Raw genomic sequence first — 26570 nt, 5'->3', positions numbered from 1 at the left:
AGTTTGCGGTTTAATCTGATTGCTGCTCTCTACAATTACGAGCTTTCTCTTCCCAAAATCAAATCTTCCTGACCGACTTTTGCAAGAGGTCTATTCTATACTTGGTGTAATTTACTGTGCCCCATGTATAACAGCAAGTACATCAATTTGTTCGGGCTTGATGTAATAGATAATTCGATATAAACCTTCAATAACTTCCCGAATTTGCTCGGTTTCAAACTCTGGTACAATTCGACCAGATAGAGGGAAATTCGCAAGCTGCTGGGAACGTTTGGTTATACGGTCAATAATCCTGGTTGCGTACCGAGGTGAATTCTGGGCAATGTAAGTATAAATTGCAGATAGGTTTTCTACGGCTGTTTCTGTCCAAAAAACTTTCACTCTGGTAGTCCAAATTTTGCCCTAACTTCCTGTACGGAAATTACTTTACCAGCTTGACTCTCAGCAAGTCCAGCTTCCACAACTTGTCTAACATAAATCTCATACATGAGGTCATCCCATGTTGAGTTAGCAGGTAATTTATCAATTAGCTTTCGAGCTTCTTCTTTAATATTGAGCTTTTCCATAGAGATTACAGATAACTTGCTTTTCTATATTGTATGCTCAACGGGAATCACGTTTGGGGTTTGTGGAGGTGCGATGTCTAACGACAAGCCGCGTTGCATCTACGCGTTTTGGGTTTGTGGGGAGGTGCGATCGCTCTAAGTTTTTCTTGCATCTCAACTTTCATCTTTATAAATATTTTTACGATGTCCGACTTCCACAACATTCACCACTAGAAGATCGTCGAAAATATCATAGATAACGCGGTATTCACCTATTCTAATTCTGTAAGCATTTTCTTTCCCTTTTAGCTTTTTAACCCCATTCGGACGTGGTTCTGTAGCTAAATCATCAATTTTAATTTGTATACGTTCTTGAAGTTCTGACGGTATTTTTTTAAGTTGCTTCAATGCACTCCTCAATATTTCAACTTTATAACTCACGCAACTTCCTTTTTGATTCCTGTTTTTAGTTCTTTTTTAGCTTCTTCCCATGACAATGAATTCTCAACACTAGCTTCTTTTTTCACTTTGTCGTAGGCTTTTAAATCTTCTTCCTCTTCTTCTTCTTCGATTGTTTGAAGTAGTGCGTAAATTTCATCTAAAGTACTATCATAAGCTTGATCTAACAGGATGTTAATCTCTTTAATTAATTGTTCGCGTTCCTGTTCACTCTTCATTTTTAGACCTCTTTTATTGCAAATATATGTTTATATTTTGTCTTTCTTACTCTCAACTGAGGCTGTGACTAAGACAGTAATTCAATTATAAATGCGATCGCGTTTTGGGGTTTTGAGATAGGGAGAGGAAATAAATAAGTGTATTGACGCCTATACCAGTCGTAAAAATTACTCAAAATTTCTCTTTGCTTCCCTGCTCATTTCACGATAATCTCACTTTTTCGCGTTGCTCCTCTTAAGGAAGCGATCGCATCTGTATTTTATTTCACTGGTGGTAAAGTTCCCCCGTCACCTGCATCGGTATACTTACAATAGACATTCAAGCCGATTTTGAGGATGTAGAGAATAACAATAGTCGCGAGCGATGCAGCACTTATGATATGAAACTCATATTTAATTTTTGAAATATACGTAGGGTGCGTTATGCCTCTGGCTAACGCACCATCTGAAGACTTTAGTGCATTACGCTATGCGATAACACATCCTACTTCAATTACATTACTTTAGTTTTGTGGACTCTTTCCCGGACAATTCTTGAATTGAATTTGCAAATAAACCTCAAGTAGCGGCAAATGTCAAGCGATCATTCCCTCTTCGACGTTATCTGTGCCAGTACGAACCTCGTCGAGATTTTCCGGTAGAAACCCACCCGCTTGCATTTTCCATAATTTGTAGTAAGCGCCGCCAAGTGCCAGCAGTTTAGCGTGGGAACCATCTTCGATAATTCGACCTTTGTCAAACACCAAAATCCTATCTAGATGCACGATGGTAGATAATCGGTGAGCTACCACGATGACCGTTTTTCCATTCATTGCTAAGTCTAGGGTATCCTGGATCGCTTTTTCGGTGATTGAATCGAGGCTTGAGGTGGCTTCATCTAAAATCAGAATCGGCGCATCTTTGAGAATTACCCGTGCGATAACAATGCGCTGTCTTTGCCCTCCAGACAACTTGACACCACGTTCGCCCACCAGAGAATTGTAACCATCCTTACTTTGGACGATGAAATCGTGAGCATGAGCTTTTCGCGAAGCCTCGATCACTTCCTCATCGGTTGCATCCAAACGTCCGTAACGAATATTTTCTAGCAAAGTGCGATGGAACAGAGACGGATCTTGGGGAATTAAGCTAATCTGAGCGTGTAAAGCATCCTGAGTCATATCTCGAATATCGACCCCATCAATGATAATCTGTCCAGATTGTGGGTCGAATAAACGCAGAATCAGATTGACAAAGGTGGATTTTCCAGAGCCAGATAAGCCCACTAGTCCGATACGCTGTCCTGCTTGGATGGTGACAGAAAGATTGTTGAAAACTTTCTTCTCATCTGTGTAGTTGAAATTCACCCGCCGAAACTCAATCTTACCTTGGGTGATTGAGTGGGCGATCGCCTTCTCGCGATCGACCAATTCGTGGGGTTGAACGATGGTAAAGACACCATTGGCGACATTCCCAACATGTTCAAAAAATTCCAGAAAGCGGCGGCTCAAGTTGCGGGCTTCACTGATGATCAAAAGCGATAAGCTAGTTGCTACAACAAAGTCAGCAGTAGCGATCTTTCCTTCACTCCAAAGAGAGAGCGAGTAATACAGGGTGCTGATTTTCAAAATAGCTGCTGAGATGAACTGAAACCAGCGAATTCGCTCTGAGTACCAGTTGGACTCTCTCACGTGTTTGAGTTCGTGCCTTAATTGCTCATTCAAATAGCGTCGTTCAAAACCAAAGCGAGCAAATAGTCGGCTACTAGTGAGATTTGTGACTGTATCTACAATGATGCCAGTTGTCTCACTTCTGGCGGCTGCGGCTTTCCGGGAATAAAATCGGCAGCGAGTTGCCAGCCAAAACGAAATACTGATGAAGAGAACTGCCCATATTCCCACGAGTGCAGCCAGTGGAGGATAGGCGCGATACAGTATCGTCGTGGCAACGGTATACACAACAATTACTGGCATAAATTCAGTAATCATCATTTGCATCGTCTGGGTAACACCCAGAGAAGTTTCGCTAATTCGATGTGCCAATGCCCCGGAAAAACTGCTGCTTAAGTAGCGATGTGAATGGTGTTGTAAATAGGCATATAGCGATCGCACAATGTGCTGTCGGTGGACTGGATGGAGAATCGTTTGCAAGAGTCCAGCCGATCGCCCAAATACCACTTCACCCACACTCAAGCCGATGAACAACATCAAGGGTTGCTTCATGGCATCAAAAATCGGCTTGTTGTCGCCCGTCGATCGCGCCACGCCCCGGATAATCTCGCCAATAGCATAAGGCAACATGATGCCACAGGTTGCGTGTATTACCTCCAGGATCGCTATTAACACATACCACCAGCGAAACTGGTTCACGAAATACAAAATGAACCTGAATGGAGTTGATGGCAAATCTGGTGCATCAGGAGCACGTTGAAAGGATTTAGATTGTCTAGCTTTTTTCGTCATGAAGGTTGATCTCGTAACATCAAGCTGTTCTGCAAAATAAAAATGGACGGCTAGATAAACCGTCCGGTGTTGTTAAATAAAATCATTTCTAACGAAGAGAATCTCCTCTTCGATATTCGGCGGTTAGATCGTCTAACTTTTGTTTTAAATTGTCGTCAAGTTTTAGTTCTAGCGCCTTGAGGTTGTCAGCAAGTTGTTCTGGACGGCTAGCGCCAATGATCGGGGCAGTGATAATGGGATTAGACAAAACCCAAGCCACTGCTAAGGTGGTGAGGGAAAATCCAGCGAGATCGGCTACTGTGCGTAATTCTTCGACAGTATTAAACTCGCGATCGCGCCAGTAGCGTTCTTGATAACGTTCTGCGGCAGCACCTAGCGTAAAACGCGTACCTGACGTGGGGCCTTGAGTAAAATTGTGTTTGCCAGTAAGTAGACCACCCGCCAAAGGATTGTAGGAAATTACACCCAGTCCTTCTTCTTTTGCCAGGGGCAATAGTTCTCGCTCAATTTCGCGGAATAACAGGTTGTAACGGGGCTGAATTGAGATGAACTTGGTTAGATTGCGCGTCTCAGCACGACCCAAAGCACGGGCGAGTCGGTAGGCTAAGAAGTTGGAAACCCCGATGTAACGCACCTTGCCAGCACGAACCACTGCATCCAGCGCTTCCAGAGTTTCATCGAGAGGGGTTGAAGCATCGTCGGAGTGTAATTGATACAGATCGATATAATCAGTTCCCAACCGTCGCAGGGAAGCATCGATCGCATCCAAAATATGTTTCCGCGAAGCCCCCTGATCCCAAGGTGCAGGGCCAACTCGACCAACGCACTTGGTAGCTAAAATAAAATGTTCGCGTTTACCTTTCAGCCAGCGCCCAACGATTTCTTCGGTGCGTCCCGCAGTGGCAAGCCCACCGCCGAGGGGATAAACATCGGCTGTATCCAAAAAGTTGATCCCGCCATCGGCGGCGGTGTCGAGGATTTGCCTGGAAGTTTCTTCGTCGGTCTGCAAACCAAAGGTCATAGTGCCGAGACAGAGGCGCGAAACGGTCAATCCAGTTTTACCGAGATTAGTAGTTGGTAAAGTCATAGAGATGTTGTTGATTGAGAAAGTGTGGAAATTTTTAAATAGAATGCGAGCGTAAAACTAAAAGCTTATGCAAGACATCGACTAAGCCATGATTAGCCCGATGTCGGCATTTTTTAAGGTGTGAACCAATTTAACCAACCTTCCCAGTTTTGGACGATCGCAGCAAATTCTGCATAACCATCTGCTTTTGGGTGAGCGCCGTCATTGGCTTTTGCTTCTGCTAGCCAGATTGGTGACTTTACCAAACTGGAAAACACATCAAGATACGGAACATCTAGTTCATTACAAATCAACGCGAATTCCTGTGACAAATTTGCGAGAATTTGATTTCTTTTTTCTTGATCGACATCACCACAGGGTGGCGGACTAACCATCAAAATCGGATAGAGTTGCTTTGCTTGACTTAATATACTGCGAGCATTTGCGATCGACTCTGAAAGTTCGATTCCTTGCTGTTTTCCCGCCCATCCTGAATCGTTTGCCCCAAAGGAAAACACTACTCGACCATCAGATTCTTTTGGGAGACGATAGGAGACTTCCGAGTACCAACGTTGTTTGAGATACCGACTTGTCTCTGCCCGCACGCCCAAGTTGTAATGGGTGATAGCGTATCCTCTTGACTCAGCATTGCGGCACGCTCTACCTGTCCAACCCAGAAACTCTGGATCGCCTGTGCCATTGACAAAGGATTCACCAATAAAACAAATTCTGATTTCTTTGCGAGAATCTGACATAATTCAACTAAATTTTGCCGAAAAAGTTCGGTTTTGACTTGAGAAGAAACATTATGTTCATGATTCTAGAAGATATTAATATATTGTTATGTTAGGCAGGCAGAACGCTGCCTACCCCACTGAATATTGCAAGTTATTTTTTGAACATTACTTAGTGCTAATTCCTAAGTCCTGAAGAAGTACTCAGCACTCTTCATGCCACTACTAGGCTCTTGTCCACTTGTTTAAATTCGGTGTTACTTACCTTGGATTCGATCGCAGTACCCTTGAAGAAATCGGGGTTAGCTTGGGTGTAAAACTTGTAGGGATTAGCGAATACATAGGATTTGAAGTCGGCTTCGGAAATAACGCCTTCTTGTACGAGATCCCAGCTTTCAGCCAAGGGGGAAGTCAAGTCTGGCACATCCCAGTGACCAACATCTGAGGAATAGATGGCGTTGATTTTGACTCCCAAGGGGTTGGCTTTGTCATTGAATGCCGTAGCGATCGTGCGATCGTCGGACTCGGAACCAAAGAAGAAACTATTCACCCAGCGATCGCGGATGTCTTCAATTGTTTCAATACCTGCGGCTGCAAAATCGTCCAATTCGCTACCAATCGGCGCACGGCTATGACGGCTAAATGAAGCTCCCAGTACAGTCTTGGTCAATTCATCCTTATCGAGGGAATGTCCTTGAGTAACTTCTGCACCGTAGCGCTCAAATATCTCAAACAACTCATCGGCATTCGTCAATGCTGGATTGTAGTTTTCCAGTGCCTTGATATTGCGCTTCAAGAACCGATCTACCAAATGGATGTAGACACGCGCACCCCAATCTGCGCCACCTTCCAGCATCGCTACGCGTAACTGCGGAAAACGCTTGGTAACACCACCGAAGAACAACGCCTTCGCAAATGCTTCCGAACCATCGGCGAAGTGACCGATATGGTTGTTCATGTAGTTACTGATGGAGGAGCGACCAGTCCAACCCTGACTGCCGTAATGGGTGGTGACGGGTACGCCAAGTTCCACGACCTTTGCCCAGAAAGGATCGTAGTCGTATTCACTATCTAGTCCGTAGAAGTCGATATAAGAAGCATACTTGGCGATTTCGGGGAATTTATCAGCTGGATATTTATCAGCGATCGCTTTGATTGGCCGTTTCACACCGCCAGTAATATTAATTACCTTTAAGCCCAGTGTTTTCACAGCAAATTCTAGCTCCTCAATGCCTTCTTGGGGAGTAGTCAAGGGAATCCCAGCAACCGGTGTCAAGCGATCGCTATATTTCCGGTAGATATCAGCATGATAGTGATTGACCGCACGTTGCAGTGCCTGACGGTTCTCTGCACTGGCTCCAGCAGGTGCCAAAACATTGTTGGGAAATAGCACCGAATAGTCCGATCCTTGCTCCGCCTGACGCTCATAAAGTAGTCCGGGGAGGGTATAAGTAGCAAGATCCAAAGTATTTTTAGTAACTCTAGCCCACCAAGGCGATCGGATTGTGCGATTGTATTGACGTTCTTCAGGGGTTTGTTGATACCAGTCTTTACCGTTGCTCTTGGAGTTAAGACGGGAAGCTTCCGTCTTACGTAACTCATCTACGAGTTTCACGCCGCCGTACTTAGCGATGTAATCCTCAAAAGCTGGCGTGAAATCATTGGTATGAACATCGGTGTCGATTACCGGATAATCAAGGGTTGCTCTGATTGCAGCAGAGCGTGAGGTCTTCAATCGGCTATATTCAGTCATGTTTTTTCCTTGCCTACGGCACAAAAATTACAGGTTTTTTCAGCATCCAATGCTGCTATTGACAAATACATTTCTTGTAGAGACGGCGATTTATCGCGTCTCTCCTCTCCACAATCGCGTCTCTCGACAATTTTCAAATTCTCTAAGGTGGCGATCTACAGAAAGTGCAATTTAAAAGGTATGGCATAAGCATCCGTGAAAAATTCATTTACACTACAGCACTGTAAGCACAGTGCAGATATGAAAAGTCATTTACGCCAACACCAATCTTTCATCTAATTGTTTAGCGGCAAAACGATTGGTTGGACGACGCAATCCCAGATTTTCACGCAAAGTACTGCCTTCGTATTCAGTACGGAAGAGTCCCCGTTTCTGTAGAACGGGAACGACTAGGTTAACGAATTCATCCAATCCTGTGGGAAGGATTGGCGGCATAATATTAAAGCCATCGGCTGCACCGTTGTTGAACCATTCTTCTAGCTGGTCGGCAATAGTTTCGGGAGTACCAAGTATGGTGCGATGACCTCGTGCAGTAGCAAGAGAGAGATACAACTGACGCAGTGTGAGACTGCCACGAGTAGCTAAATCTTTGACTAGTTTGAGACGACTTTTGTTAGTGTTGGTGTCGCTGGGTAGTTCGGGAGCTACATCATCTAAAGAATATTTCGACAAATCCACACCCTTGTAATAGTTCTTTAAAATCCCCCAGGCCACATCGGGATGGATTAACGATTGCAAGAATTCGTATTTTTCTTGAGCTTCTGATTCGGTACGGCCAATGATTGGGAAAGCACCAGGCATAATTTTGAGATCCTCTGGCGATCGCCCATATTGTGCTAGCCTACCTTTGATATCAGCATAAAATTCCTGGGCATCGGCTAGGGTTTGATTGGCGGTGAAAATTGCCTCGGCAGTGCGTGCGGCTAAGTCCCGTCCAGATTCGGAGGCTCCAGCCTGAACAATCACCGGATAACCTTGGGGCGGACGACCGACGTTTAAAGGGCCTTTTACAGAAAAATATTTGCCCTTGTGGTTCAACGTATGCAGTTTATCTGGGTCGAAATAGACCCCAGATTCTTTGTCCCGGATGAAAGCATCATCTTCCCAACTATCCCATAGACCTTTCACCACTTCCACAAACTCTTCAGCGCGTTCATAACGCTGGCTGTGTTCTGGGTGATGCTCCAGCCCGAAGTTACGTGCAGCATTCTCATTGCCTGTAGTGACTACATTCCACCCGGCTCGGCCTTTACTCAAATAGTCCAACGAGGCAAACTTACGTGCCAGGGTATAGGGTTCTTCATAAGTGGTCGAGGCGGTGGAAATGAAGCCGATGTTTTGGGTTACAGTGGACAAGGCCGAGAAGAGGGTGACAGGCTCAAAATGGGCAATTTTACCATTGCGATGCTGAGTTTCTGGAGCGCCGCCCCAGACTCCGGGACTGTCTGCTAAGAAAACTGCATCGAATAAGCCGCGTTCAGCAGTTTGGGTAATTTCCTTATAATGCTCGAAATTCAGTCCCGCATCTGCTTGTGAATCGGGGTGTCGCCAAGCAGAGACATGGTGTCCGGTAGCTTGAATGAATGCACCTAAACGAATTTTGCGTGTTGTACTCATGCTTTTTTCTTTTCTTAAAATTGCCTTAGCAGTAGCTCTAAGGTTGGTATCGCTGATTTGTATATAGCTACGTCAGTTCTTATTTGACTGCTGCTACGATAGGTTGGCTAATTCCTAATTGCTCAAATGCCTGACACATATTGGTCAAATCCAGATGCCTACGTGGCAAATGACTGATAAAAAGACGACAGCATTAGGGTTTCAACCGCTGATATAAGTCCAAAAAATACTCGGATAGCATATCGACAAAATCTTTTCCCCATAAGACTTTGAGGTATTCCTGTCAGCCACTCAGGCATTCACCTGTTGCTAAACACTGAATGTAATCATGAAATGCTCTCTAGCAATCAAGATTACCGTTCAGTTACCTAATAATTGCTCAAAAATCAAATAACCGAATTGTAAGCAAGTTTAATAGCACAGCAGAATTAAGGATGCTGCTTGGCGCTCGAATTACCATAAATTTATCTAGTAATTTTACCCAGCAGATATGAGCCTACACGATCGATACAAAAAAAGATGTGTTGGCAATCACAATATCATGAGTAACTAATTATTAGTTTCTCGAATATTAAGTATTGCAAGCTATTTGTTTGCGAAGTATATAGTTATGTATGATGCCCAAAGCTGATTAGACAATACTCTAGGTTCGCTTCACCTCTCCCCACGGCTAGAAACTGCGGGTTTTTACTCTGGCAATTGAGAATAGACACCAATGTGGCAAAACTGTTTGCACGCATGAAGGCAACAAGTTTCTCAATCTCATCTTCTCGAAAAACATTTGGGATGTACATAATACACATCTCCGAAAAAGAATGTAGAGACGTAGCACTGCTACGTCTCTACAAAGATTCTGGTTAACGCATATTTAATTTCTGGAGATGTCTAATGATTATCTCCTGGTGTGATTGGGAAGGCTGAAAGAGGCATTTAATGGAAGTCTGAAACTCTTACTCTAAATGCTATGAGTATACTTCCATAACTTCTGCTTCCGGTTTTACCCTAGCTTCTGCTGCTAGAAATTCAGCCACTTGCGCCTCAATTTCATCCCGGACAATTTGGCGATATTCCAAGAAATGCTCAATTTGGGCACAAACAGCTAAATAACTACTCACCCCACCCGGATTATGCTGATACATACTCCACAAGTTGCGCCAGAATTGCCAGCGTGTCTGACGACGTACACCTTGACGCCAGCAAATAATTAGAAACGCTCGGAGTACTTTCCAGTTCAATGGTTTCTTCGCAGCTTTCCCCTTTTTCGGGTAGGTTGCTTCGCCCAAAAGCCGGAAGTGTTTGTATGTACGCTCCAAAAACCGCTCTGGCTCATACAAATCACAGAATGCCTGCACATATTCACGAGCAATGTCTTCTAAAGGTCGAGTTGGGACAAAGTTCATCAACGTGGTTTGATTGATGTTGGCAGATTTATTACGGAGTCGTCCTTCCTTTTCTAATCTATGCCAAAGGGCTGTATCTGGCAGGGCTTGCAGCATACTAAATAAGGCCGTGGGAATTGCTGTTTGCTCGACAAACTTGACAATTCGGGCGCCGGCTCCTACTTTCTCGCCATCAAACCCAATGATAAAGCCTGCCATGACTCGCAACCCGGAGCGGGTAATCTTATTTACCGCCTCGCTAAGTGAGTCTCGCGTATTCTGGTATTTCTGAGTGAAAGTAAGACTTTCTTCATCGGGGGTTTCAATTCCCAGAAAAACGGCTCCAAAATTACACGCTACCATCAAATCCATCAGTTCTTGATCTTGGGCTAAATCAACTGAAGCCTCTGTGGCAAAGGAAAAAGGATAGTTATGTTCTACCATCCAGGGCAGAAGAGACTTCAGAAATAATTTCACATTCCGCTTATTACCGATGAAGTTGTCATCCACCATAAAAATACTGCGTCGCCAACCCAGTTTATAGAGATAATCAAGTTCTGCTAATATTTGTTCTGGGTTTTTGGTGCGGGGTTTGCGACCATATAGCACAATAATGTCGCAAAATTCACATTGAAAGGGGCATCCACGGGAAAATTGCACTGACATCTCTGCATAAGCTTCAAACTCTAGCAAATCAAAGCGAGGAGTTGGAGTGTTGGTAACATCTGGTTTTTCACCACCAGAGCGAAAGATACCTGTGCGATCGCCGCGTGCGATCGCTGCTACAAATAAGGGTAGGGTAATTTCCCCTTCGTCTAATATCAAATAGTCAGCTCCTGCGGATGTCATTTCATTCGGTAGCGCTGTCGGGAAAGGCCCACCCACAGCGACTAGTTTACCTCTCTGTTTTGCTTCTAATATCTGAGAGAGCAAATCCTCTTTTTGCACAATCATCGCCGACATAATAACCAAATCTGCCCAAGCCCATTCTGCTTCTGTACAGACGCGAACATTTCGATCTACTAGCTTGAAATTCCATTCTTGCGGTAAAATCGCCGCTACAGTTACCAAGCCTAAAGGCGGTAGCATTGCTTTACGATCTAATAAAGCGAGTGTTTTTTCAAAAGACCAAAAACTTTTTGGAAAACGGGGGTATAGAAGTAAAACGTTCATATTTGATGCTTATAAACCTTGATTTTCGTTGCTAGTTGAGTTCATGTCAAACTAAACCAGTTGCGATGACACATTAGAGGAGCTTCTATATCCACTAGCTGTAACCTCTACTATGACTTATTTAGACAAAGTAATAAGCTAAACCACATCTAGTTTGCGCATCTAAAATTTATATAACTCTTGTGGGGTGGGCAACATGAGCGCCGTAATTATGCAATTTAAATGTGGAACAGCTTATTTTGTGAGAGCGATTATTACTGTTTTCAGACCAGAGAGTAGCTGAAAATTGCTCATAAGTGTTATCAATAACCCTTAACCCAAGGTATTGGTTTATAAGCCAATACGCTTGGGTTAAGATTTTTTGATGAAAATTTAGATCGTAAAGACGCGATTCATTGCGTCTCTTGCATTAACCTGTTCTTTTTGTGACTTGGCAAATTGGCAACTCTAAGAAAATTAACTGTGTTATTTTCAATACTATACAAGGTGTATTTGCACTTTCAAGCTATTTAGACGGGCTGCAACCCGTCTTTTTTATCCCTGGATCGTTTTAAAATCTAGTTTCCGGGTAGAACTGAAAATGTTCTTTCATTGCGACTCTGCCGCTAATTCAGGAGGCAGCAAGCAGCAGCCCATTAATCGGCATTCCCACTCAGAGACTCTTGACAAAACAATCTCTAAAAGCTAGTTCTAGACTGGCTTTAACCTTAAGTTGACACGCATGATTATACCTGTGCCCCTACGTTAGTTCCAGTCCACCTTGATAGCCAGTGACAATGCGGCCACCATCCTTGAGGATGTGGATTTCTATTTGGTCGCTAGCCCAAGTAATCTGATCTTGGAAAGCTGGGTTTAACACACGAACCCGTTGATTGCTAGAAGAGACTGGAGAATTGGGAGAATTAATTGCCAGAGATTGTACAAAAGGCCCGTCAATCAAAATATCGAGTTGTTCTAACAATGCTTGGGAACCTGGCGGCGCAGATTGGGATTGTAACTGCTTAAGAGTAAACCCAGAAAAAGACATTACATTTAAACCAGCAGCTTTTACCTTCTGGGCTAAAGATGCCAGTGCAGCCGCTTGCCAAAACGGTTCTCCACCAGAGAATGTTACACCCGTGTTGCGGGGATTGCTGAGAATATTTTCGGCAAGAGCATCAACAGCAATTAATTGGTTAGCCTCAAAAGACCAAGAGTTAGTATTAAAGCAGCCAGGACACTCACGCAGACAACCTTGTACCCAGACGACTGCACGACAACCAGGGCCATTAACTTCTGATTGATCGACGTAACCCATAATATTGAGATAGCCTGGGGGAATTTCTATGAGTGCTAGCGATGGGTCAGTTGGCTTAATTTCCATCTTTTTAACTCCTTTTAGTCGTTAACTGTTAAATATAGCGAATCTCCAGTTAGATAACCGTGACAATGGTTATATAACTGGAGATTTAATTAATGATTAATCTCTCAAAAATTTTGGCGCTTTGGAAAAGTCCGCTTTAACTTACTAGACTGAATTTTTTAGGATTTTTGTCAAATTTATTACACAATTGCTACAAAAATAAATGATGAAAATTTTCTCATCAAAGTTTCATAAAAGACTCATGTAACCTTGGGAAGCTACTTAAGTTAATATGGCATCCATTCACTGAATAATATTATGTCCGCATAATTAGTTATGCTAACCACAGTCATTGTACCCCACACGCCAGTCGCTCATGGGGGAAACCCCCAGACGCTCGCGGACTCGCTAACGCTGCGCTATCGCCCTTGGCGTCTCCCCTTGGGAGAAGACCGCGCTGGCTCCCCTTAATCCCCTCCCCGCTCTTCGGGAGGGGAGACAAAGCATAGCTTTGGCGGGGGTGGGGTTCTTCGGGTTTAATAAGCAATCAAGCGGACATGATATAACTTAGGGTCTTTTGTACAATGGTATCGAGACTATTACGGTAAATAAAAAACATTCCGGGCTATATCCTACTCATAGCAATAGTCTCGATACCAGAATTAGTAATTACTTCAGAAAATAGTCAATCTATATTTACCGCGTTCCTGTGGATTTTTGGAAGTAATAACTATATAGTATGTATCATCTTCAGGCAACCTCGCCCGGTCAATTAAAGCACTGTAGACACCACTTTTGTCTTTGTCTTTATCGATTGCGATCGCCTGTCCTTTAGAATTTAGCAAAGCTACATAAGGAGAAAACTCTTCATCAACACTATCTACACGAATACTTATCAGCTGATTTTTTTTACCTTGGAAATTAGAAACATTGTAAGCGCCTCCATTTTGTTTCAGGGTTGAGCTTTTGGCAGTTAGTTGGTCTGATTCATCTAAAGTATAGCTAGCTCTATCATTCCTCAGAGCCAAACTATAGCGACCTGTATCACCAGGATCTTGACTAGTAACAGCAATCTTGTAAATGCCATTCTTAGGCAGTCGCGCAAAAATGAATGCATCATCGCCACCACTGCTTTTATCCAAAGCGCCTTTTTTAACGATGATATTATTATCAGGATCGTGCAGAAACAACAAGGGTTTTAAACTCAAGTTATTGGATCTACGTGTATCATTACTGCCAATCAGTCTAATTTGAACTAATTGATTTTCTCTACCCTCAAACTCATAGAAATGAAAATATCTACCTTCAGATTGAAAGTCACTCTTACTTAAAATACCTAATGCAACATCTACAAAGTTAATCTCTTTGTAAGTTGGTGTTGCAGGTGAAGAAATCGCTGAATTATCGAAATTTTGGTTCCCAGTTGTAGCTACATTAGAACTTGGCTTGCGAACTCTCCCGGAGCCACCATTAGAACGATTGGCGTTTGAATTTGCAGTTCTAGTTCCAGAGGATCTAGATGCACCACCACTATTGGAACGATTAGAATTTGAGTTAGAATTCCTACGTCTAGACGCTCTAGGAGTAGAGCTATTATCTGAAACCCTGGAAGTTCGTCGCTGAGAATTTTCTCTATTAGATGATGCACGAGGAGTTTGCTGTATTGGTGACTCAATAGAAATCTTCCGTCTTGGAGATATTGATGCCTGAGAAGCAGGAATTTGCTCAATTCCTTTTTTGACTGCTTCTGGTTGTCTCTCATCTGGTGATTTAGCAATTATGAATTCTTGAGAACTGTGAGATTTCACCAAAGCACTTATAGGCAGCACATTACTTGTGATTAACAAACTACTACTCACGCAACCAATTAAAATATTACTTAATTTGCGACGATAGTTTTTGTTGTCTAATAGCATAATTACGCTCCTAATTTTACCGATCATTTTGTCTCTTCCTGAAAGACAAAATTAATACTAGTTGCTGTTTTAACCACAGCAGTGATTTAAATTGAAAGGGGAATTTAGCATATATACCTTAGCGGCTTGCTAAAGGCATCGCCTGTAATCAAATGAATTCGTATATCCTACATACCCAAATGTTTGTCACAATCAAATCAGAAAAATTATATTTTCAATTTAGACTACTAAAGAAAATCTCAATTTCGTAGGTATATACTGAGCTACAAACTTAAATTGCTGCTTTTCGGAATTTTGCCCAGATATTTTTGTAAACCTGACTAAATGGCTCATACAGATGTAATATACAAGCAAACCTAATACCCATAAATTCGTCAAAAGGCATCGTTCAAACACAATTTTTTGCAATTTATTTAAATTGTTCAATACCTGATGAGGTAAGGAAATTGGGGATTTTTATGGTGTCTCAGTGATATTTACTAACAAGAGAGATTATACTGCATGACTTAAGATGAATATATACCCCAAATGAAATGGATTCCCAGTATGCTCTGTTGTGTGAATCCCGATTGCCAAAAACCCTTAAATCCTGATAAAAACAACTATTGCCACAGTTGTAGAGCGGAATTGATACCCCTGCTAGGAGGTCGCTATCGTCCCACTCAGGTTTTATCAGACGAAGGCGGATTTGGTAGAACCTATCTGGCCAAAGATGTACACAAACTGAATGAATGCTGTGTTGTTAAGCAATTCGCGCCAAAACTTCAGGGAACTGGGCCGCTAACTAAGGCCGTTGAATTATTTAAACAAGAAGCGAGCCGGCTGCAAGAACTGGCAGAACATCCGCAAATTCCAACTTTATTGGCTTATTTTGAGCAAAATAGCTATCTCTTTTTGGTGCAGCAGTTTATCGATGGGCAAAACTTGCTCAAAGAATCGGAAACGCGAGGAAACTATAACGAAACGGAGATTCGCCAACTTTTGCTAGATTTACTGCCAGTACTGAAGTTTATCCATCTGCGGGGAGTGATTCACCGGGATATCAAGCCACAGAATATTATTCGCCGTCAAAGTGACGGGCGATTAATCCTCATTGATTTTGGAGCTTCCAAGCTGTTGACAGCAACAGTGCAGACTAAAATGGGCACTGTGATTGGCTCACACGGTTACACTGCACTTGAACAGATGCAAGATGGAAAAGCTTACCCAGCCAGTGATTTATTCAGTTTGGGGGCTACTTGTTTTCATCTCCTGACTGGAGTTCGCCCATCTCAACTATGGATATACCAGGGTTATGGTTGGGTTGCATCTTGGCGGCAACATTTAACCAGTTCAGGTACGAACGGGATTTCTATATCTGTAGAGTTGGGTGAAGTTTTGGATAAGCTGTTGCAACTAGACATCCAAAAGCGTTATCAATCGGCTGATGAAGTCATCACTGACTTGACACCTCAAATACCACCATTTTCATCAGTGCCCCCAACTATACTTACACCAACATTTGCAGCTTCCCCAGCAAACAAGCGGGCAGTTTCATCAAAATCAAATAACAATCTGAAAAGTCAACTGCTGTTAGTTTCTAGCATTTTGGTCTTGGGATTAGGGGGAGTTTGGTATTTTCAGTCTCGTCCCCAGACAATCAGCGAGGTTCCTGAACCTATTTCTCAGCCTGTTTCTCAGCCTATTCAGCCCCAAAAAAACGTCTCAGAAAATTCTTATCTACCCAAACCCTTCAAGGGGCATTCTAGTGACGTGAATTCTGTAGCTTTCAGTCCTGATGGTACAACCCTTGGTAGTGCCAGTGATGATAAGACAATCAAGCTATGGAATCTGACGGGTGGACAGGAAATCCGCACTTTAGAAGGACATTTCAATTGGATTTGGACTATAGCTTTCAGTCCTGATAGCAAAATCCTCGCTAGTGGCAGTGCGGACAAGACAATCAAACTGTGGAATCTGGAGACAGGAAAGTTAATCCGTACTTTGGAGGGAAATAGCGACGGAGTTACTTCCGTAGCTTTCAGTCCTGATGGCAAAACTCTTGCGAGTGGCAATGCTAGTAAGGATATGAAAATCAAACTATGGAATCTGGAGACAGGAAAGTTAATCCGCACCTTAGAGGGACATACCAGTGGTGTTGCATCTGTAGTTTTTAGTCCTGATGGTAAAACCCTTGCCAGTGGTAGCTGGGATAAAACAATTAAATTGTGGAATCTGGGGACAGGAAAGTTAATTCGCACCTTAGAGGGAAATGCAGAGTCGATTCTTTCAGTCGCTTTTGCTCCCGATGGCGTCATCCTTGCCAGTGGTAGTAAAGACAAGACAATTAAATTGTGGAATCTGAAAACAGGAAAGTTAATCCACACCTTAAAAGGACATAATGATAAGGTTAATTCTGTCGCCTTTTTGCCAAGCGTAGGTTCAAATGGTATCACCCTTGTAAGTGGCAGTAGTGACAAAACAATCAAACTTTGGAACCCAATCACAGGAAAGGAAATCCGCACTTTGGAGACAGGTTCTGGATATATTTATGCCGTTGCCATTAGCCCAGATGGACAAACCATTGCCGGTGGTGGAAGTGGTGAAAACATTCTCAAAATTTGGCAGATGATTAATTAAAAATATTTGATAGTCTACATTCGGAATAGATTGCGACTTTTTGGGTTCTACCTCAAAAAGAATATTTAGCTATGCAAAAATATCAAATTAATCATAGCTTCAAAAGATGATATTGGCGAAGACTGTATTATGGTAATATTCTCTACGTGTTCAGGATTATAGCTTGAAAAAAATATCAAAATCTATCCATAAACCTGCAAAATTGGTTTATATAGGTTTTATTTTGTCAAAAAAATATCTTTAAATAAAAGGTTATGATTAATATATTTTTCCTACTCATACTATTTTCTTCACTGTTAGGGCGAATTAAATTTCCAGGAATAAATATTGGTATTCATTATTTATTACTTCCGGCATTTAGTTTTGGAATCATTAGTTTATCGTTAAAATCTATACCAGAAGTTGTTAAGAAGCATAAAATAATTTTGATATCGATAAGTCTTATGTATTTGTGGATGTGGCTTTCCTCATTAATGAGCGAGTTTCCAAATATTGCTATTATTTATAGTCTAAAATACTCAACTTATTACATATTATTTTTTGCTTTTTTAGTATTAACCTTTAAGAATATAACAACACCATCTTTAACATTTTATTATCGTTGCATATTGCACTTACTACAGATAATTGCAAGTTTGGGTTTTTTAGAGGTTTTCCTTCCCAACAACTGGATTTTTAAATTATTAAAGTTCCCTAGCTTTTATCCTGAGATTGGTTCAATTATGCAAAACCCTAATCAGTTTGGGGTTATAGTTGCCATTGGGTTATGTTTAAGTCTGATTCTAGAAAAGCAGAATAAAATTTCTAGAATTGAATTAAATATAAGCGAATTGATTTTTATAATTCCCTTAGCTTTGTCTGCAAGTGGAAATGGTTGGGTAATTTTTATAATTGGGATGTTTCTTTTGCTGATATATGAAATTATTAGTTTTAGAAAAATGATTTATCTAATAAGCCTGTTATTTTTATTCATTGTAACTGCACCAGTTTCTACACGGAGAATTGGTTTGACAGATAGTAAAATATTTCCATTAACTAATCTATTTACAGAAAATTCCAATTTATTAAATCCACATGGAAAAAAGATTATTACTCTTGTAGGAACAGGGACTACAAGGTTTGAAATGTGGCAGGCAGCTATTAATGAAACTATTAAAAGACCATTTACTGGTATCGGCATAGGGGTTTTTCCAGACCAGATAGGAGTGAAAGTTTGGGGAAAGAAAAGTTATCACGCACATAATATATTTTTAAATGTGTCAGCAGAACAAGGAATTCCTGGATTATTACTATTTACTAATTTTTTAGCGAAAATAGCATTGAAAGTTAAATATGCTAATCCTTTAATTACTGTTCCGATTATTATGTTTTTAGTTTCTCAAATTCCAGATGTTTTTACTGAAGACTATACTTTTACAACTATTGAGTTTTATTTTATAGCAGCGGCTGTCAATTCTCGAAAAGATGTTGTCACGCAATTAAAACCTGAAATTATTTAAAATGCCAAAAAACTATGAGTTCTAAACCTCGTCTTTACTTAATATTTCCGAATATATTTGATTTCAAGGGAGGTATTCAAGTTTACTCAACATTTTTGCTGAAAGCTTTACAAGATATATATCCTGAAGCTGATTATGATGTGTTTCTAAAATATGATAAATATAGTTTAAAACAGCCAGACAAATTGCAGTTTTTAAGTTCAACAAGATTTCATTATTTTGGAGATTTACCAAAATTATTGCAACAAATTTTATTCGCCACAAAAATAATTATTTTAGCTATTCTTCAACATCCCGTTATAGTCATTTCTACTCATGTTAACTATGCGATTGTTTGTTATATTCTCAAATTTTTCACTGGAATTCCTTACTGGGTAGTCGCTCATGGCTTAGAAGTTTGGGATATCGAAAATAAGGCAACAAAATTCGCTTTAGAAAAAGCAGATAAAATCATTAGTGTTAGTAATTACACTCGCCAGCGCTTGCTTCAATATCCAAATATTGATTCAGAAAAAATAGTTATTTTACCTAATACATTTGATGCTAGTAAGTTTCCAATAAATTCTAAACCTACCTACTTACTCAAACGATATAATTTAACAGATGAACAGCCTGTAATTTTAACAGTAACGCGGCTAGGAAGCATGGCAAAATACAAGGGTTATGACCAAATCCTTCATGCTTTAGTTAAAGTGCGATCGCATCTCCCTAATGTTCACTTCATTCTTGCAGGTAAAGGAGATGATATACCTCGAATTAAAGCTTTAGTTACCAACTTAAATCTACAAGATTGTGTGACAATTGCCGGATTTGTTCCAGATAAAGAATTGTGCGATCATTACAATCTCTGCGATGTTTTTGCTCTGCCTAGTAAAGGAGAAGGATTTGGAATTGTTTTTCTAGAAGCTTTAGCTTGTGGTAAACCTGTATTGGCGGGTAATCAAGATGGTTCTATAGATCCCTTGGCTGACGGGAAGTTGGGATGTTTGGTCAATCCTGATAACGTTGAAGAAATTGCCGATAATCTAATTCAAATCCTGCAAGGTGATTGCTCTAATCCACTAATTTACCAACCAGAATACTTACAACAAAAAACTATTGAAGCTTTTGATTTTAGTCAGTTTCGCGCAAGTTTAGCAAAGTTAGTTAGTGATAATTAGTTACAATTTAAGAAAATTTGGTAAAAAAAAATGGATGATTCAGTATTTATTATATTTCTTGCCTTTGGATTTCTTTGGGTTTTGATGGGAGTTGTAGGTTGGATTGCATTTCTCAAATCTGAGGGTGAGGAAATTAAGTTTGGCAAGTGGGGACTTATAGTTGCTATTCCAATCTTAATACCAATAATTTTTACTCTGATTATTGGTGTATTTTATCATTAAAAAAATTGCTAAAATCTATGTTTTTTCCTTTTGCATCGCACCCCTAACCAAAATGACTGTACTTTCGACACCAGAAGCGATCGCTTCGGGAATATTACCTTGAATCGCTTGCTGTAACAATCCCTCGCGGGATGCTCCCAAAACTACAACGTCGTAACCTTCGGTTTGCACTAGGTTAATCACACCTTCGGCGACTGAATTAGCTTGCACGGGGAGAGCAACTACAGTACTGGACAATTTGCGCCGCCGCATCAAATGGCGGATGGCTTGTTCTGAAATTGACATATCTGGCTTGAGTTCAGATGGCTTAAACACCTGTGTCAGGCGAATTTTCGGATCGTTTCCCAATGTAATTAAAGCCGGTAGCAATTTAATTGCCAGTGGGGAATTGGGGCCACCAGCCACTGGAACTAGCCAACGGTTAAACTGAGGACTGGAAATTGGGGATTGAGTAGTGCCTAATTTTACTAACACGACTTCGCAGGTGGCTTGCCGAATTATGGTGTCAACAACGCTGCCAAAAATCCGACCAGGGGTAGATGTGTTACCTTTCCATCCCATTAAAATTAGGTCGATGTGTTGTTCGTTGATTGTCTCCAAAATTGCCTGCGCCACATCGTGGGTAACTCGAATCTGCGTGTGTAAGGGAATTTTCCACTTTTTTGCTAAGACTTCTGCCTGTCGTAGCAAGCGGCGGCTTTTTGCCGTTCTTACCTGTGTTTCTGATGGGGAACTGTGGCGAGGTATCAGCATCACTTGCACGCAATCTATTTCATAATGGCGATCGCGGGCAATAGCTGCTGCCATTTGTAATAAAACACCTGCTGTTTCGGGATTTGCTACGGGTACTAATAATCTACCTCTACCAATGCTGGGCGATCGCGTCTGGTAAACTATGTATGAAGGTTCTGGTCGCAGTTTTGGTGTCGCATTTTCACAATTGAGATGATCTGCTTCCGCCCGAATAATATCTGCACGGGTAATAATCCCAATCAGTTTTCGTCTATCTACCACTGGTAAGCGACTGATTTGATAGCGATCGAGCAAATATAGTACATTACTGAGGGTGTGAATTGGTGATACTGTCATCGGGACAGATGTCATAATTTCTTTTAAGAAAATATCGGCTAGATTGCGATCGCGAAATGTGTGGTTTGTACTCTCGCGGATTTTTAACAAATCTGATTGCGTTACAATTCCCACTAACTTGCTATCTTCTACCACAGGGAAACCGCGATGATGGGAACGAGCAAAAGCTTGCATTGCTTCTTCCAAGCTCATCTCTGCATCTAGAGTTTCTACTCGTTCTTGCATCACATCTTTTGCAGTTAACTTGGTTAATGCTCCTTCCATCGCAACTTCTTTGGTAAGAGTAATACCTTTTAACTCCAAAAGTTTCTCATAAAGCGAACCAGGCATTACCTTATCCGCAACCAGGTAAGCTGTGACAGAAACAATCATCAAAGGTAGCACCAGGTTGAAATCTGTAGTCATCTCAAAGACAATCACAATTGCTGTGATTGGCACTTTGGAAACGGCGCTAAAAAATCCACCCATACCCGCTAGGGCGTAAGTCGTAGGAGAACCAACTCCGGTGATATATAACTCAGATACACCGATGATGTGTCCTAAACAAGAACCTAAAATCAGACTGGGAGCGAATAATCCCCCCGGCGCTCCCGAACCAAATGCAATCAGTGTGAGGATGAACTGGGCCGCAAAGGCGATCGCTGCGACGCTAGGATGGGAATCTCCAGTAATTAATGACTCCCTTAATCCCGTATTATCACGGAAGGATGGGGGCAGCATAGCTACGACAACACCAGAGATAAATCCAGCTAAAGCTACCTGCAAGGGTAAGCTGATGTGTAATTTTCTGTAAAATTTAATACTAAATATAATGCCGCGATTAAACAATGCGCCAAACAAGCCTGCCAAAATACCCAACAGTATGAAAAAGGGAATTTCTGGAATGGAGAATTGACTGGAAGATTTTACTAATTGCAAGTTGAGGTCAAAAGAGCCACCACCTAAAAGTCGGGATATCACGCCACCAATAAAGGAGGCGATAATGGCAGTTCCGAGAGTCAATCCTGATAAATCTTGGAGTAATTCTTCAACGATAAACAATACACCTGCGATCGGGGCATTGAAAGCAGCAGCCAAACCCGCACCCGCACCAGCTGCAATCATCTGCCGTCGATGATCTGGGGAAGTGGGAACCCAACGACTCATCCCTGCTGCCAAACCTGCCCCCACTTGGACAGTAGGGCCTTGCCGTCCCAGAGTCATGCCGGAACCGATGGCGATGATCGCACTGAGTAACTTCACACCTGCTACCCGCCAAGATAATGTCACAGGCACATTGGCCAGAGATGCTTTGACTTGGGGAATACCGCTACCAGAAGCCTCTGGTGCTAATCTATCCACCAACCATCCAGCCAGAAATCCCAGGACAAGACCAATTGCAGGTAGTACCAGCCATGCCGGCAAAAGCTGGGTAGTATGCACTCGCCATGTCCCCAGCCATCCCGATCCGACTTTCAGGAATACCGCAGATAGGGCAGCAACCAGACCGATAATACAGGCTTCGGCGATCGCTAAACCTCTTCTAGGCTGCCACCAGGTGCGAAAACGCTGATTCATACCAGTTTTGGATTTTAGATTTTGGACTTTCCTGCGGAACGCTACGCGTAGCTTGCTTCCCCGGAAGGGTACGACTTCTCTACGAGATGCACTCGCTCGCGAACGCTCACTCGAACGATTTTTTATTACAAATCTTGACTAAAAAGCTGTTCGGTGGAATCTTCAGAAGATGTTTTAAAAGTCGTTGGCAAAATATAATTCGCTACTACACAAGCACTGTCCCCACTTACGAATTACGAATTACGAATTACGAATTACTTAATTGCTTCTTCCCGTAGTAGATAGCCCTTCTACGATCAGAGACGGAGTATAACAAGAACCATTCCAATCAACATCGTTGCCTAGTGTAACTAATTGCTTCAGGGCTGTGTAAACATTACCTGCAACCATCGTATCCTTAACACGCCCAATTACTTGACCATTTTGGACGCGGTAGCCTAAATCGACGTTGATCGAAAAATCTCCAGAAATACTGCCGCCACCACCCAACATTTGATCGACAATCAAGCCATTATCTAGTTGTTGAATCAAATCTGGTAGCGATGCCGAACCTGGCTGGATGAGAAAATTAAATAAACCAGGGGTAGGATAGCTACCTAAACCAGGGCGAAAACCATTTCCAGTGGTGTTAGTACCCAGTTGGGAGCCGCTAGTGCGATCGCTATAGAAATGCTGTAAAGTCCCGTTTTGGATAAATACTAGAGATTGAGTCGGAGTGCCTTCATCATCAAAAGGGCAACTGTAAGGGCCAGCTTCTGGATCTTGGTAGATGGTCAGACTAGGTGCAACTACTTCCTTACCCAAACGTTCTGCCCAAGGTGAAGCTGCTTCTAAAACTCGCTTGCCATTCAAAGCGGCTTGTACAGTACCCCAAAGCATATCGGCGGCTTTAGAAGTAAACAAAATTGGGACACGACCAGTAGGAGGTGAGATATTTTCACTCGACCAAATTAACCGTTGTAAAATTTGGTTAGCTAATCTCTGTGGATCGAGTTCTCCCCGCTTGGTTTGACCATCAGCAACACTTAAAAAATCATCACCACGCACCCATTCTGCTGATATATAGCAGCTGAGGGTAGTGTCTGTATAGTGACAATCTAAACCTTTGGTGTTGACTAGTCTGGTGGTTTCAATATCACATTCCCAGTCACCATTGCATACAACATCGGGGTAGGCATCACGGATGAGTGCGATCGCTTCTTTGCCCCAGTCCACCAAAACCTCTATCGGGAAACTTTCTCCTAAATTGGGGTAGTCAGGCTGAAAGTTAGAGCCTAATTCTACAGTTTCCGGTTGATTTAGTTGACTCAGAGCCAGAGCTTTTTCCACCATTACTTCGGCTAAGACAGAACCGTAAGCTACCGTCAGTCCCGGACGCCCGTTTCGCCAAAGCCGTAGTGCTGTGCCTTCAGATTGGTTAGTTTCTAGCTGTTTGAGTCGGTTTGCTTCAAAAAACACGGGACGAGAAAGCGATCGCGACTGATACACTTCAGCAGTTTCTGCTCCAGATTTTATAGCTAGTTCCAGCAACTGTTCGGCTAGTGTATCTTGTGACAAATTTTCAGAACCCATGACCCTTAGTGAATTGTGGATTTTGAACCGCATATCAACGCTGTCTCAAAAGAAGTGCGATGTCTACGACGGGCTACGCCTACGCACTTTCCAGTGATGAACGCAGATAACTATCCAAAAATCATCAATGTTTCTTTACAGTTACGATTGGAAACCGCAGATCGACACTGATGGACGCAGTTAATTATCCCAAATCATTGTCATGTCTCAACGGATCTAGTCATTTGTCATTTGTCATTTGTCATTTGTCATTGGGCACAAGATACAGAGGGACAGAGGGGAAAAACTTACTGCAACTTCTCCTCTGCTCCCCTACCCCCCCTGCTCCCCTGCTCCCCTGTCCCCTGCCCATTTTCACAAATTAACCTCTTGCAACAGCCAAAAACCAGCAAAAGATTCTGCTTTGGGATTGGACTGTACGCCGATAAAATGTACTCCATTAGCTTTTTGCTTGGCTGCTTCAAAACCTTTGGCTTCTGCTAAGATTTGAGGTTTTTTGATATTTGCCACAATCCAGCTTTCAGTTACACCCGTTTCTAAAAGTAATCTTGCCTCTTCGCTGGTGTCAAATTTTAAAAAAGCCAACTCCAAACCAGACATCCACCCAGCCAAGGGTAACGCTCTCGATGAGAAAATCAAAATACCAGGAATACGAGCTTCAGGTGAAACTTTCGCCAACTCTAAAGGGAAAGCTTCACCAAAACCAATTTCCCACTCTGGCATATCAGCAAAATCCGCAGCATCTAAAGTAACAAATACCCACTGCTGTCCTTCCAAGGCATCTGGTAAACGTTGCGGCAAAGGTTTCTCTAAGCGGACTGAGGGATTAGTCCCCCCTTGATACCCTTCCTCTTGAGGATAGACTTCTTGCATCCGCTTTTCTAACCATTGGTTGAGAACCAAAGTGCGACGGCTAGGCTGGGCGGGAATGCCCAAATCTTGGCAAGCTTTAGTAATCATATTGTTCATTTGGCGGCGGAAAAAGCGGATTTTAATTGGTGCTTTTCCAGCTTGGTCAATAGCTTCCTGCAATGCTGTCCGCAACCAGCCCGAATTTACCTGGGTACTGGGACAATATTGAGCATAACGAAACAAAGAGTCTACTTTTGTGCCGATATCCAACGGGCTTTCGCAGACTAAGACTTCCCAAACTTTTTTTTGATTAGCGTCCAAAATCGGACGAGAGTAAAAATCGATTTCCCAAATACTGCCCATGTTTTGCGGTAAAAATCTGGCTGTTATGTTTTCCTGATATCTCGATCATACGAGTGTTGGGGCAGTAGGGGAATAAGGGAGTGGGGAGTGGGGAGTTGGGGCAAGGGGGATGAACGAGTCTTTGAGGTGGATAATATAAATACTAGGCATGTCAGACTTAGAGGTTTTATGTCCCTGACGCTTTAAAAGTTGGAAAAATGCAACAACAGTACCCCAGCGATCGCATGAAACTATTCAATGGCAATTAAGATCATCTTAAAAGACCCTACAGAGGTAGATGAATGCAATTAGAAGATTATTTTGAGTTTTTAGACCCAGATGACATCCGTCTCAAAGGCCATCGCATTGGTATTGATAATGTGATTCAATATTACCTACAAGGATGTTCGCCGGAGCAAATTCTAGAAGAATTACCTTCCCTGAATTTGGAAAAAATTTATGCGACGCTTACCTACTATCTGCATAATCGTGTTGAAATAGATGCTTATATGTTGCGGCTAGCAAAGTGGCGAGAACAGCGCTATCAAGAATCATTAGCTAATCCTTCACCTTTGATGCAACGTTTAAGAGTATTAAAGGCGCAACGCGAGCAGGAGTTGCTAAACTCTTGGTGAAAGTACGTTTTCTCATTAATGAAAATTTGTCGCCCAAACTGAAGATAGCTGTTTTGCGCTTCAATCCAGCAATAGAATATTCTGCGCGTAGGCGATGCCGAAGCACCACCATTAGGTACGCTTGACCCAGATATCCTGCGCTACCTGGAATTATCCCAACGAATATTGGTTACAGACAACCGCAAAAGTATGCCCCAACATTTGGAAGAACACTGGGGAGATGGAGGACATATTTGGGGACTAGTTTGGTTGCGTTCCAGTGGGAACCTGAGTATTTGGGCAGAAACAATTTATTTGATTTGGGAAACGACTGAGGCAGAAGAGTGGATTGATAGATTGGATTGGATTCCACTTTAAAAAAAATTTGGCGTTGCTCCCAT

The 26570-nt window shown here is 42.2% G+C and carries 22 protein-coding genes; 6 read left to right on the top strand and 16 right to left on the bottom strand.

Annotation, left to right across the window (positions count from 1 at the left end):
* Positions 1-111: 111 nt before the first annotated feature.
* From V7K84_RS23210 to V7K84_RS23150, 13 genes are all read right to left on the bottom strand, one after another.
* Positions 112-381, bottom strand: a complete 270-nt coding sequence (locus V7K84_RS23210; RefSeq protein ID WP_334841486.1) for a type II toxin-antitoxin system RelE/ParE family toxin — start codon at positions 379-381, stop codon at positions 112-114.
* Entirely contained in the window at positions 378-566 is a 189-nt protein-coding gene (locus V7K84_RS23205; protein WP_094347334.1) for a hypothetical protein, read from the bottom strand. Before V7K84_RS23205 ends, V7K84_RS23210 begins: the two co-directional genes overlap by 4 nt.
* Positions 567-719: 153 nt before the next feature.
* Positions 720-986, bottom strand: coding sequence for a type II toxin-antitoxin system RelE family toxin (locus V7K84_RS23200; RefSeq protein ID WP_334841484.1), 267 nt, complete (start codon positions 984-986; stop codon positions 720-722).
* Complete coding sequence (locus V7K84_RS23195; RefSeq protein ID WP_334841482.1) at positions 983-1222, bottom strand: hypothetical protein; 240 nt, start codon at positions 1220-1222, stop codon at positions 983-985. Before V7K84_RS23195 ends, V7K84_RS23200 begins: the two co-directional genes overlap by 4 nt.
* 575 nt (positions 1223-1797) lie before the next feature.
* Complete coding sequence (locus V7K84_RS23190) at positions 1798-3663, bottom strand: ABC transporter ATP-binding protein (protein WP_334841481.1); 1866 nt, start codon at positions 3661-3663, stop codon at positions 1798-1800.
* Positions 3664-3751: 88 nt separating this feature from the next.
* On the bottom strand, positions 3752-4750 hold the full coding sequence (locus tag V7K84_RS23185; RefSeq protein WP_334841479.1) for an aldo/keto reductase: 999 nt from the start codon (positions 4748-4750) through the stop codon (positions 3752-3754).
* A 113-nt stretch (positions 4751-4863) separates the two neighbouring features.
* A complete protein-coding gene (locus V7K84_RS23180) occupies positions 4864-5484 on the bottom strand; it encodes a GDSL-type esterase/lipase family protein (protein ID WP_334841477.1) in 621 nt (206 codons plus the stop codon).
* A gap of 193 nt (positions 5485-5677) precedes the next feature.
* The gene (locus V7K84_RS23175; RefSeq protein ID WP_099101810.1) at positions 5678-7216 is read right to left on the bottom strand and encodes an amidohydrolase family protein; all 1539 of its coding nucleotides are present in this window, start codon (positions 7214-7216) and stop codon (positions 5678-5680) included.
* Positions 7217-7468: 252 nt separating this feature from the next.
* Positions 7469-8833, bottom strand: a complete 1365-nt coding sequence (locus V7K84_RS23170; protein ID WP_334841476.1) for an LLM class flavin-dependent oxidoreductase — start codon at positions 8831-8833, stop codon at positions 7469-7471.
* 608 nt (positions 8834-9441) lie between these two features.
* Entirely contained in the window at positions 9442-9627 is a 186-nt protein-coding gene (locus V7K84_RS23165) for an FMN-binding negative transcriptional regulator (protein WP_334841474.1), read from the bottom strand.
* Between the two features lie 168 nt (positions 9628-9795).
* Positions 9796-11385, bottom strand: coding sequence for a B12-binding domain-containing radical SAM protein (locus tag V7K84_RS23160; RefSeq protein WP_334841472.1), 1590 nt, complete (start codon positions 11383-11385; stop codon positions 9796-9798).
* Between the two features lie 739 nt (positions 11386-12124).
* Positions 12125-12748: a 4Fe-4S single cluster domain-containing protein gene (locus tag V7K84_RS23155; protein ID WP_334841470.1), complete on the bottom strand. Its 624-nt coding sequence runs from the start codon at positions 12746-12748 to the stop codon at positions 12125-12127.
* Positions 12749-13401: 653 nt separating this feature from the next.
* The gene (locus V7K84_RS23150) at positions 13402-14643 is read right to left on the bottom strand and encodes a peptidase (RefSeq protein ID WP_334841468.1); all 1242 of its coding nucleotides are present in this window, start codon (positions 14641-14643) and stop codon (positions 13402-13404) included.
* A 546-nt stretch (positions 14644-15189) separates the two neighbouring features.
* Between V7K84_RS23150 and V7K84_RS23145 the strand changes: the two genes are divergently transcribed.
* From V7K84_RS23145 to V7K84_RS23130, 4 genes are all read left to right on the top strand, one after another.
* Positions 15190-17262: a serine/threonine-protein kinase gene (locus tag V7K84_RS23145; RefSeq protein WP_334841503.1), complete on the top strand. Its 2073-nt coding sequence runs from the start codon at positions 15190-15192 to the stop codon at positions 17260-17262.
* Positions 17263-17516: 254 nt separating this feature from the next.
* On the top strand, positions 17517-18761 hold the full coding sequence (locus V7K84_RS23140) for an O-antigen ligase family protein (protein WP_334841466.1): 1245 nt from the start codon (positions 17517-17519) through the stop codon (positions 18759-18761).
* 14 nt (positions 18762-18775) lie between these two features.
* Positions 18776-19921, top strand: coding sequence for a glycosyltransferase family 4 protein (locus V7K84_RS23135; protein ID WP_334841464.1), 1146 nt, complete (start codon positions 18776-18778; stop codon positions 19919-19921).
* A 30-nt stretch (positions 19922-19951) separates the two neighbouring features.
* Positions 19952-20143 carry a hypothetical protein gene (locus V7K84_RS23130; protein ID WP_334841463.1) on the top strand — a complete coding sequence of 64 codons (192 nt, stop codon included), beginning with the start codon at positions 19952-19954 and terminating at the stop codon, positions 20141-20143.
* Between the two features lie 15 nt (positions 20144-20158).
* Here the strand turns inward: V7K84_RS23130 and V7K84_RS23125 are convergent, their stop codons facing one another.
* The 3 genes from V7K84_RS23125 to V7K84_RS23115 form a co-directional block, all read right to left on the bottom strand.
* On the bottom strand, positions 20159-22789 hold the full coding sequence (locus tag V7K84_RS23125) for a chloride channel protein (protein WP_334841462.1): 2631 nt from the start codon (positions 22787-22789) through the stop codon (positions 20159-20161).
* 258 nt (positions 22790-23047) lie between these two features.
* Positions 23048-24361, bottom strand: coding sequence for a TldD/PmbA family protein (locus tag V7K84_RS23120; RefSeq protein ID WP_334841460.1), 1314 nt, complete (start codon positions 24359-24361; stop codon positions 23048-23050).
* Positions 24362-24715: 354 nt separating this feature from the next.
* A complete protein-coding gene (locus V7K84_RS23115; RefSeq protein WP_334841458.1) occupies positions 24716-25576 on the bottom strand; it encodes a Tab2/Atab2 family RNA-binding protein in 861 nt (286 codons plus the stop codon).
* A gap of 281 nt (positions 25577-25857) precedes the next feature.
* Between V7K84_RS23115 and V7K84_RS23110 the strand changes: the two genes are divergently transcribed.
* Positions 25858-26190: a DUF433 domain-containing protein gene (locus tag V7K84_RS23110; RefSeq protein WP_334841456.1), complete on the top strand. Its 333-nt coding sequence runs from the start codon at positions 25858-25860 to the stop codon at positions 26188-26190.
* Between the two features lie 189 nt (positions 26191-26379).
* Positions 26380-26547: a hypothetical protein gene (locus V7K84_RS23105; protein WP_334841454.1), complete on the top strand. Its 168-nt coding sequence runs from the start codon at positions 26380-26382 to the stop codon at positions 26545-26547.
* The last annotated feature ends 23 nt before the right edge of the window (positions 26548-26570 follow it).

This window comes from Nostoc sp. (genome assembly GCF_036917315.1).
Taxonomy (GTDB): Bacteria; Cyanobacteriota; Cyanobacteriia; order Cyanobacteriales; family Nostocaceae; genus Nostoc.
The sequence above is the reverse complement of the archived record's forward strand: the minus strand, read 5'-3'. Positions and strand labels throughout refer to the sequence as shown.

Excerpts from the sequence above, each read along its gene's own strand:
- V7K84_RS23150 (WP_334841468.1), bottom strand. The coding sequence starts at position 14,643 with ATGCTATTAGACAACAAAAACTATCGTCGCAAATTAAGTAATATTTTA.
- V7K84_RS23175 (WP_099101810.1), bottom strand. The coding sequence starts at position 7,216 with ATGACTGAATATAGCCGATTGAAGACCTCACGCTCTGCTGCAATCAGA.
- V7K84_RS23140 (WP_334841466.1), top strand. The coding sequence starts at position 17,517 with ATGATTAATATATTTTTCCTACTCATACTATTTTCTTCACTGTTAGGG.
- V7K84_RS23120 (WP_334841460.1), bottom strand. The coding sequence starts at position 24,361 with ATGGGTTCTGAAAATTTGTCACAAGATACACTAGCCGAACAGTTGCTG.
- V7K84_RS23180 (WP_334841477.1), bottom strand. The coding sequence starts at position 5,484 with ATGTCAGATTCTCGCAAAGAAATCAGAATTTGTTTTATTGGTGAATCC.
- V7K84_RS23135 (WP_334841464.1), top strand. The coding sequence starts at position 18,776 with ATGAGTTCTAAACCTCGTCTTTACTTAATATTTCCGAATATATTTGAT.
- V7K84_RS23125 (WP_334841462.1), bottom strand. The coding sequence starts at position 22,789 with ATGAATCAGCGTTTTCGCACCTGGTGGCAGCCTAGAAGAGGTTTAGCG.
- V7K84_RS23185 (WP_334841479.1), bottom strand. The coding sequence starts at position 4,750 with ATGACTTTACCAACTACTAATCTCGGTAAAACTGGATTGACCGTTTCG.
- V7K84_RS23105 (WP_334841454.1), top strand. The coding sequence starts at position 26,380 with ATGCCCCAACATTTGGAAGAACACTGGGGAGATGGAGGACATATTTGG.
- V7K84_RS23195 (WP_334841482.1), bottom strand. The coding sequence starts at position 1,222 with ATGAAGAGTGAACAGGAACGCGAACAATTAATTAAAGAGATTAACATC.
- V7K84_RS23190 (WP_334841481.1), bottom strand. The coding sequence starts at position 3,663 with ATGACGAAAAAAGCTAGACAATCTAAATCCTTTCAACGTGCTCCTGAT.
- V7K84_RS23170 (WP_334841476.1), bottom strand. The coding sequence starts at position 8,833 with ATGAGTACAACACGCAAAATTCGTTTAGGTGCATTCATTCAAGCTACC.
- V7K84_RS23165 (WP_334841474.1), bottom strand. The coding sequence starts at position 9,627 with ATGTACATCCCAAATGTTTTTCGAGAAGATGAGATTGAGAAACTTGTT.
- V7K84_RS23115 (WP_334841458.1), bottom strand. The coding sequence starts at position 25,576 with ATGGGCAGTATTTGGGAAATCGATTTTTACTCTCGTCCGATTTTGGAC.
- V7K84_RS23160 (WP_334841472.1), bottom strand. The coding sequence starts at position 11,385 with ATGAACGTTTTACTTCTATACCCCCGTTTTCCAAAAAGTTTTTGGTCT.
- V7K84_RS23110 (WP_334841456.1), top strand. The coding sequence starts at position 25,858 with ATGCAATTAGAAGATTATTTTGAGTTTTTAGACCCAGATGACATCCGT.
- V7K84_RS23155 (WP_334841470.1), bottom strand. The coding sequence starts at position 12,748 with ATGGAAATTAAGCCAACTGACCCATCGCTAGCACTCATAGAAATTCCC.
- V7K84_RS23145 (WP_334841503.1), top strand. The coding sequence starts at position 15,190 with ATGCTCTGTTGTGTGAATCCCGATTGCCAAAAACCCTTAAATCCTGAT.
- V7K84_RS23205 (WP_094347334.1), bottom strand. The coding sequence starts at position 566 with ATGGAAAAGCTCAATATTAAAGAAGAAGCTCGAAAGCTAATTGATAAA.
- V7K84_RS23130 (WP_334841463.1), top strand. The coding sequence starts at position 19,952 with ATGGATGATTCAGTATTTATTATATTTCTTGCCTTTGGATTTCTTTGG.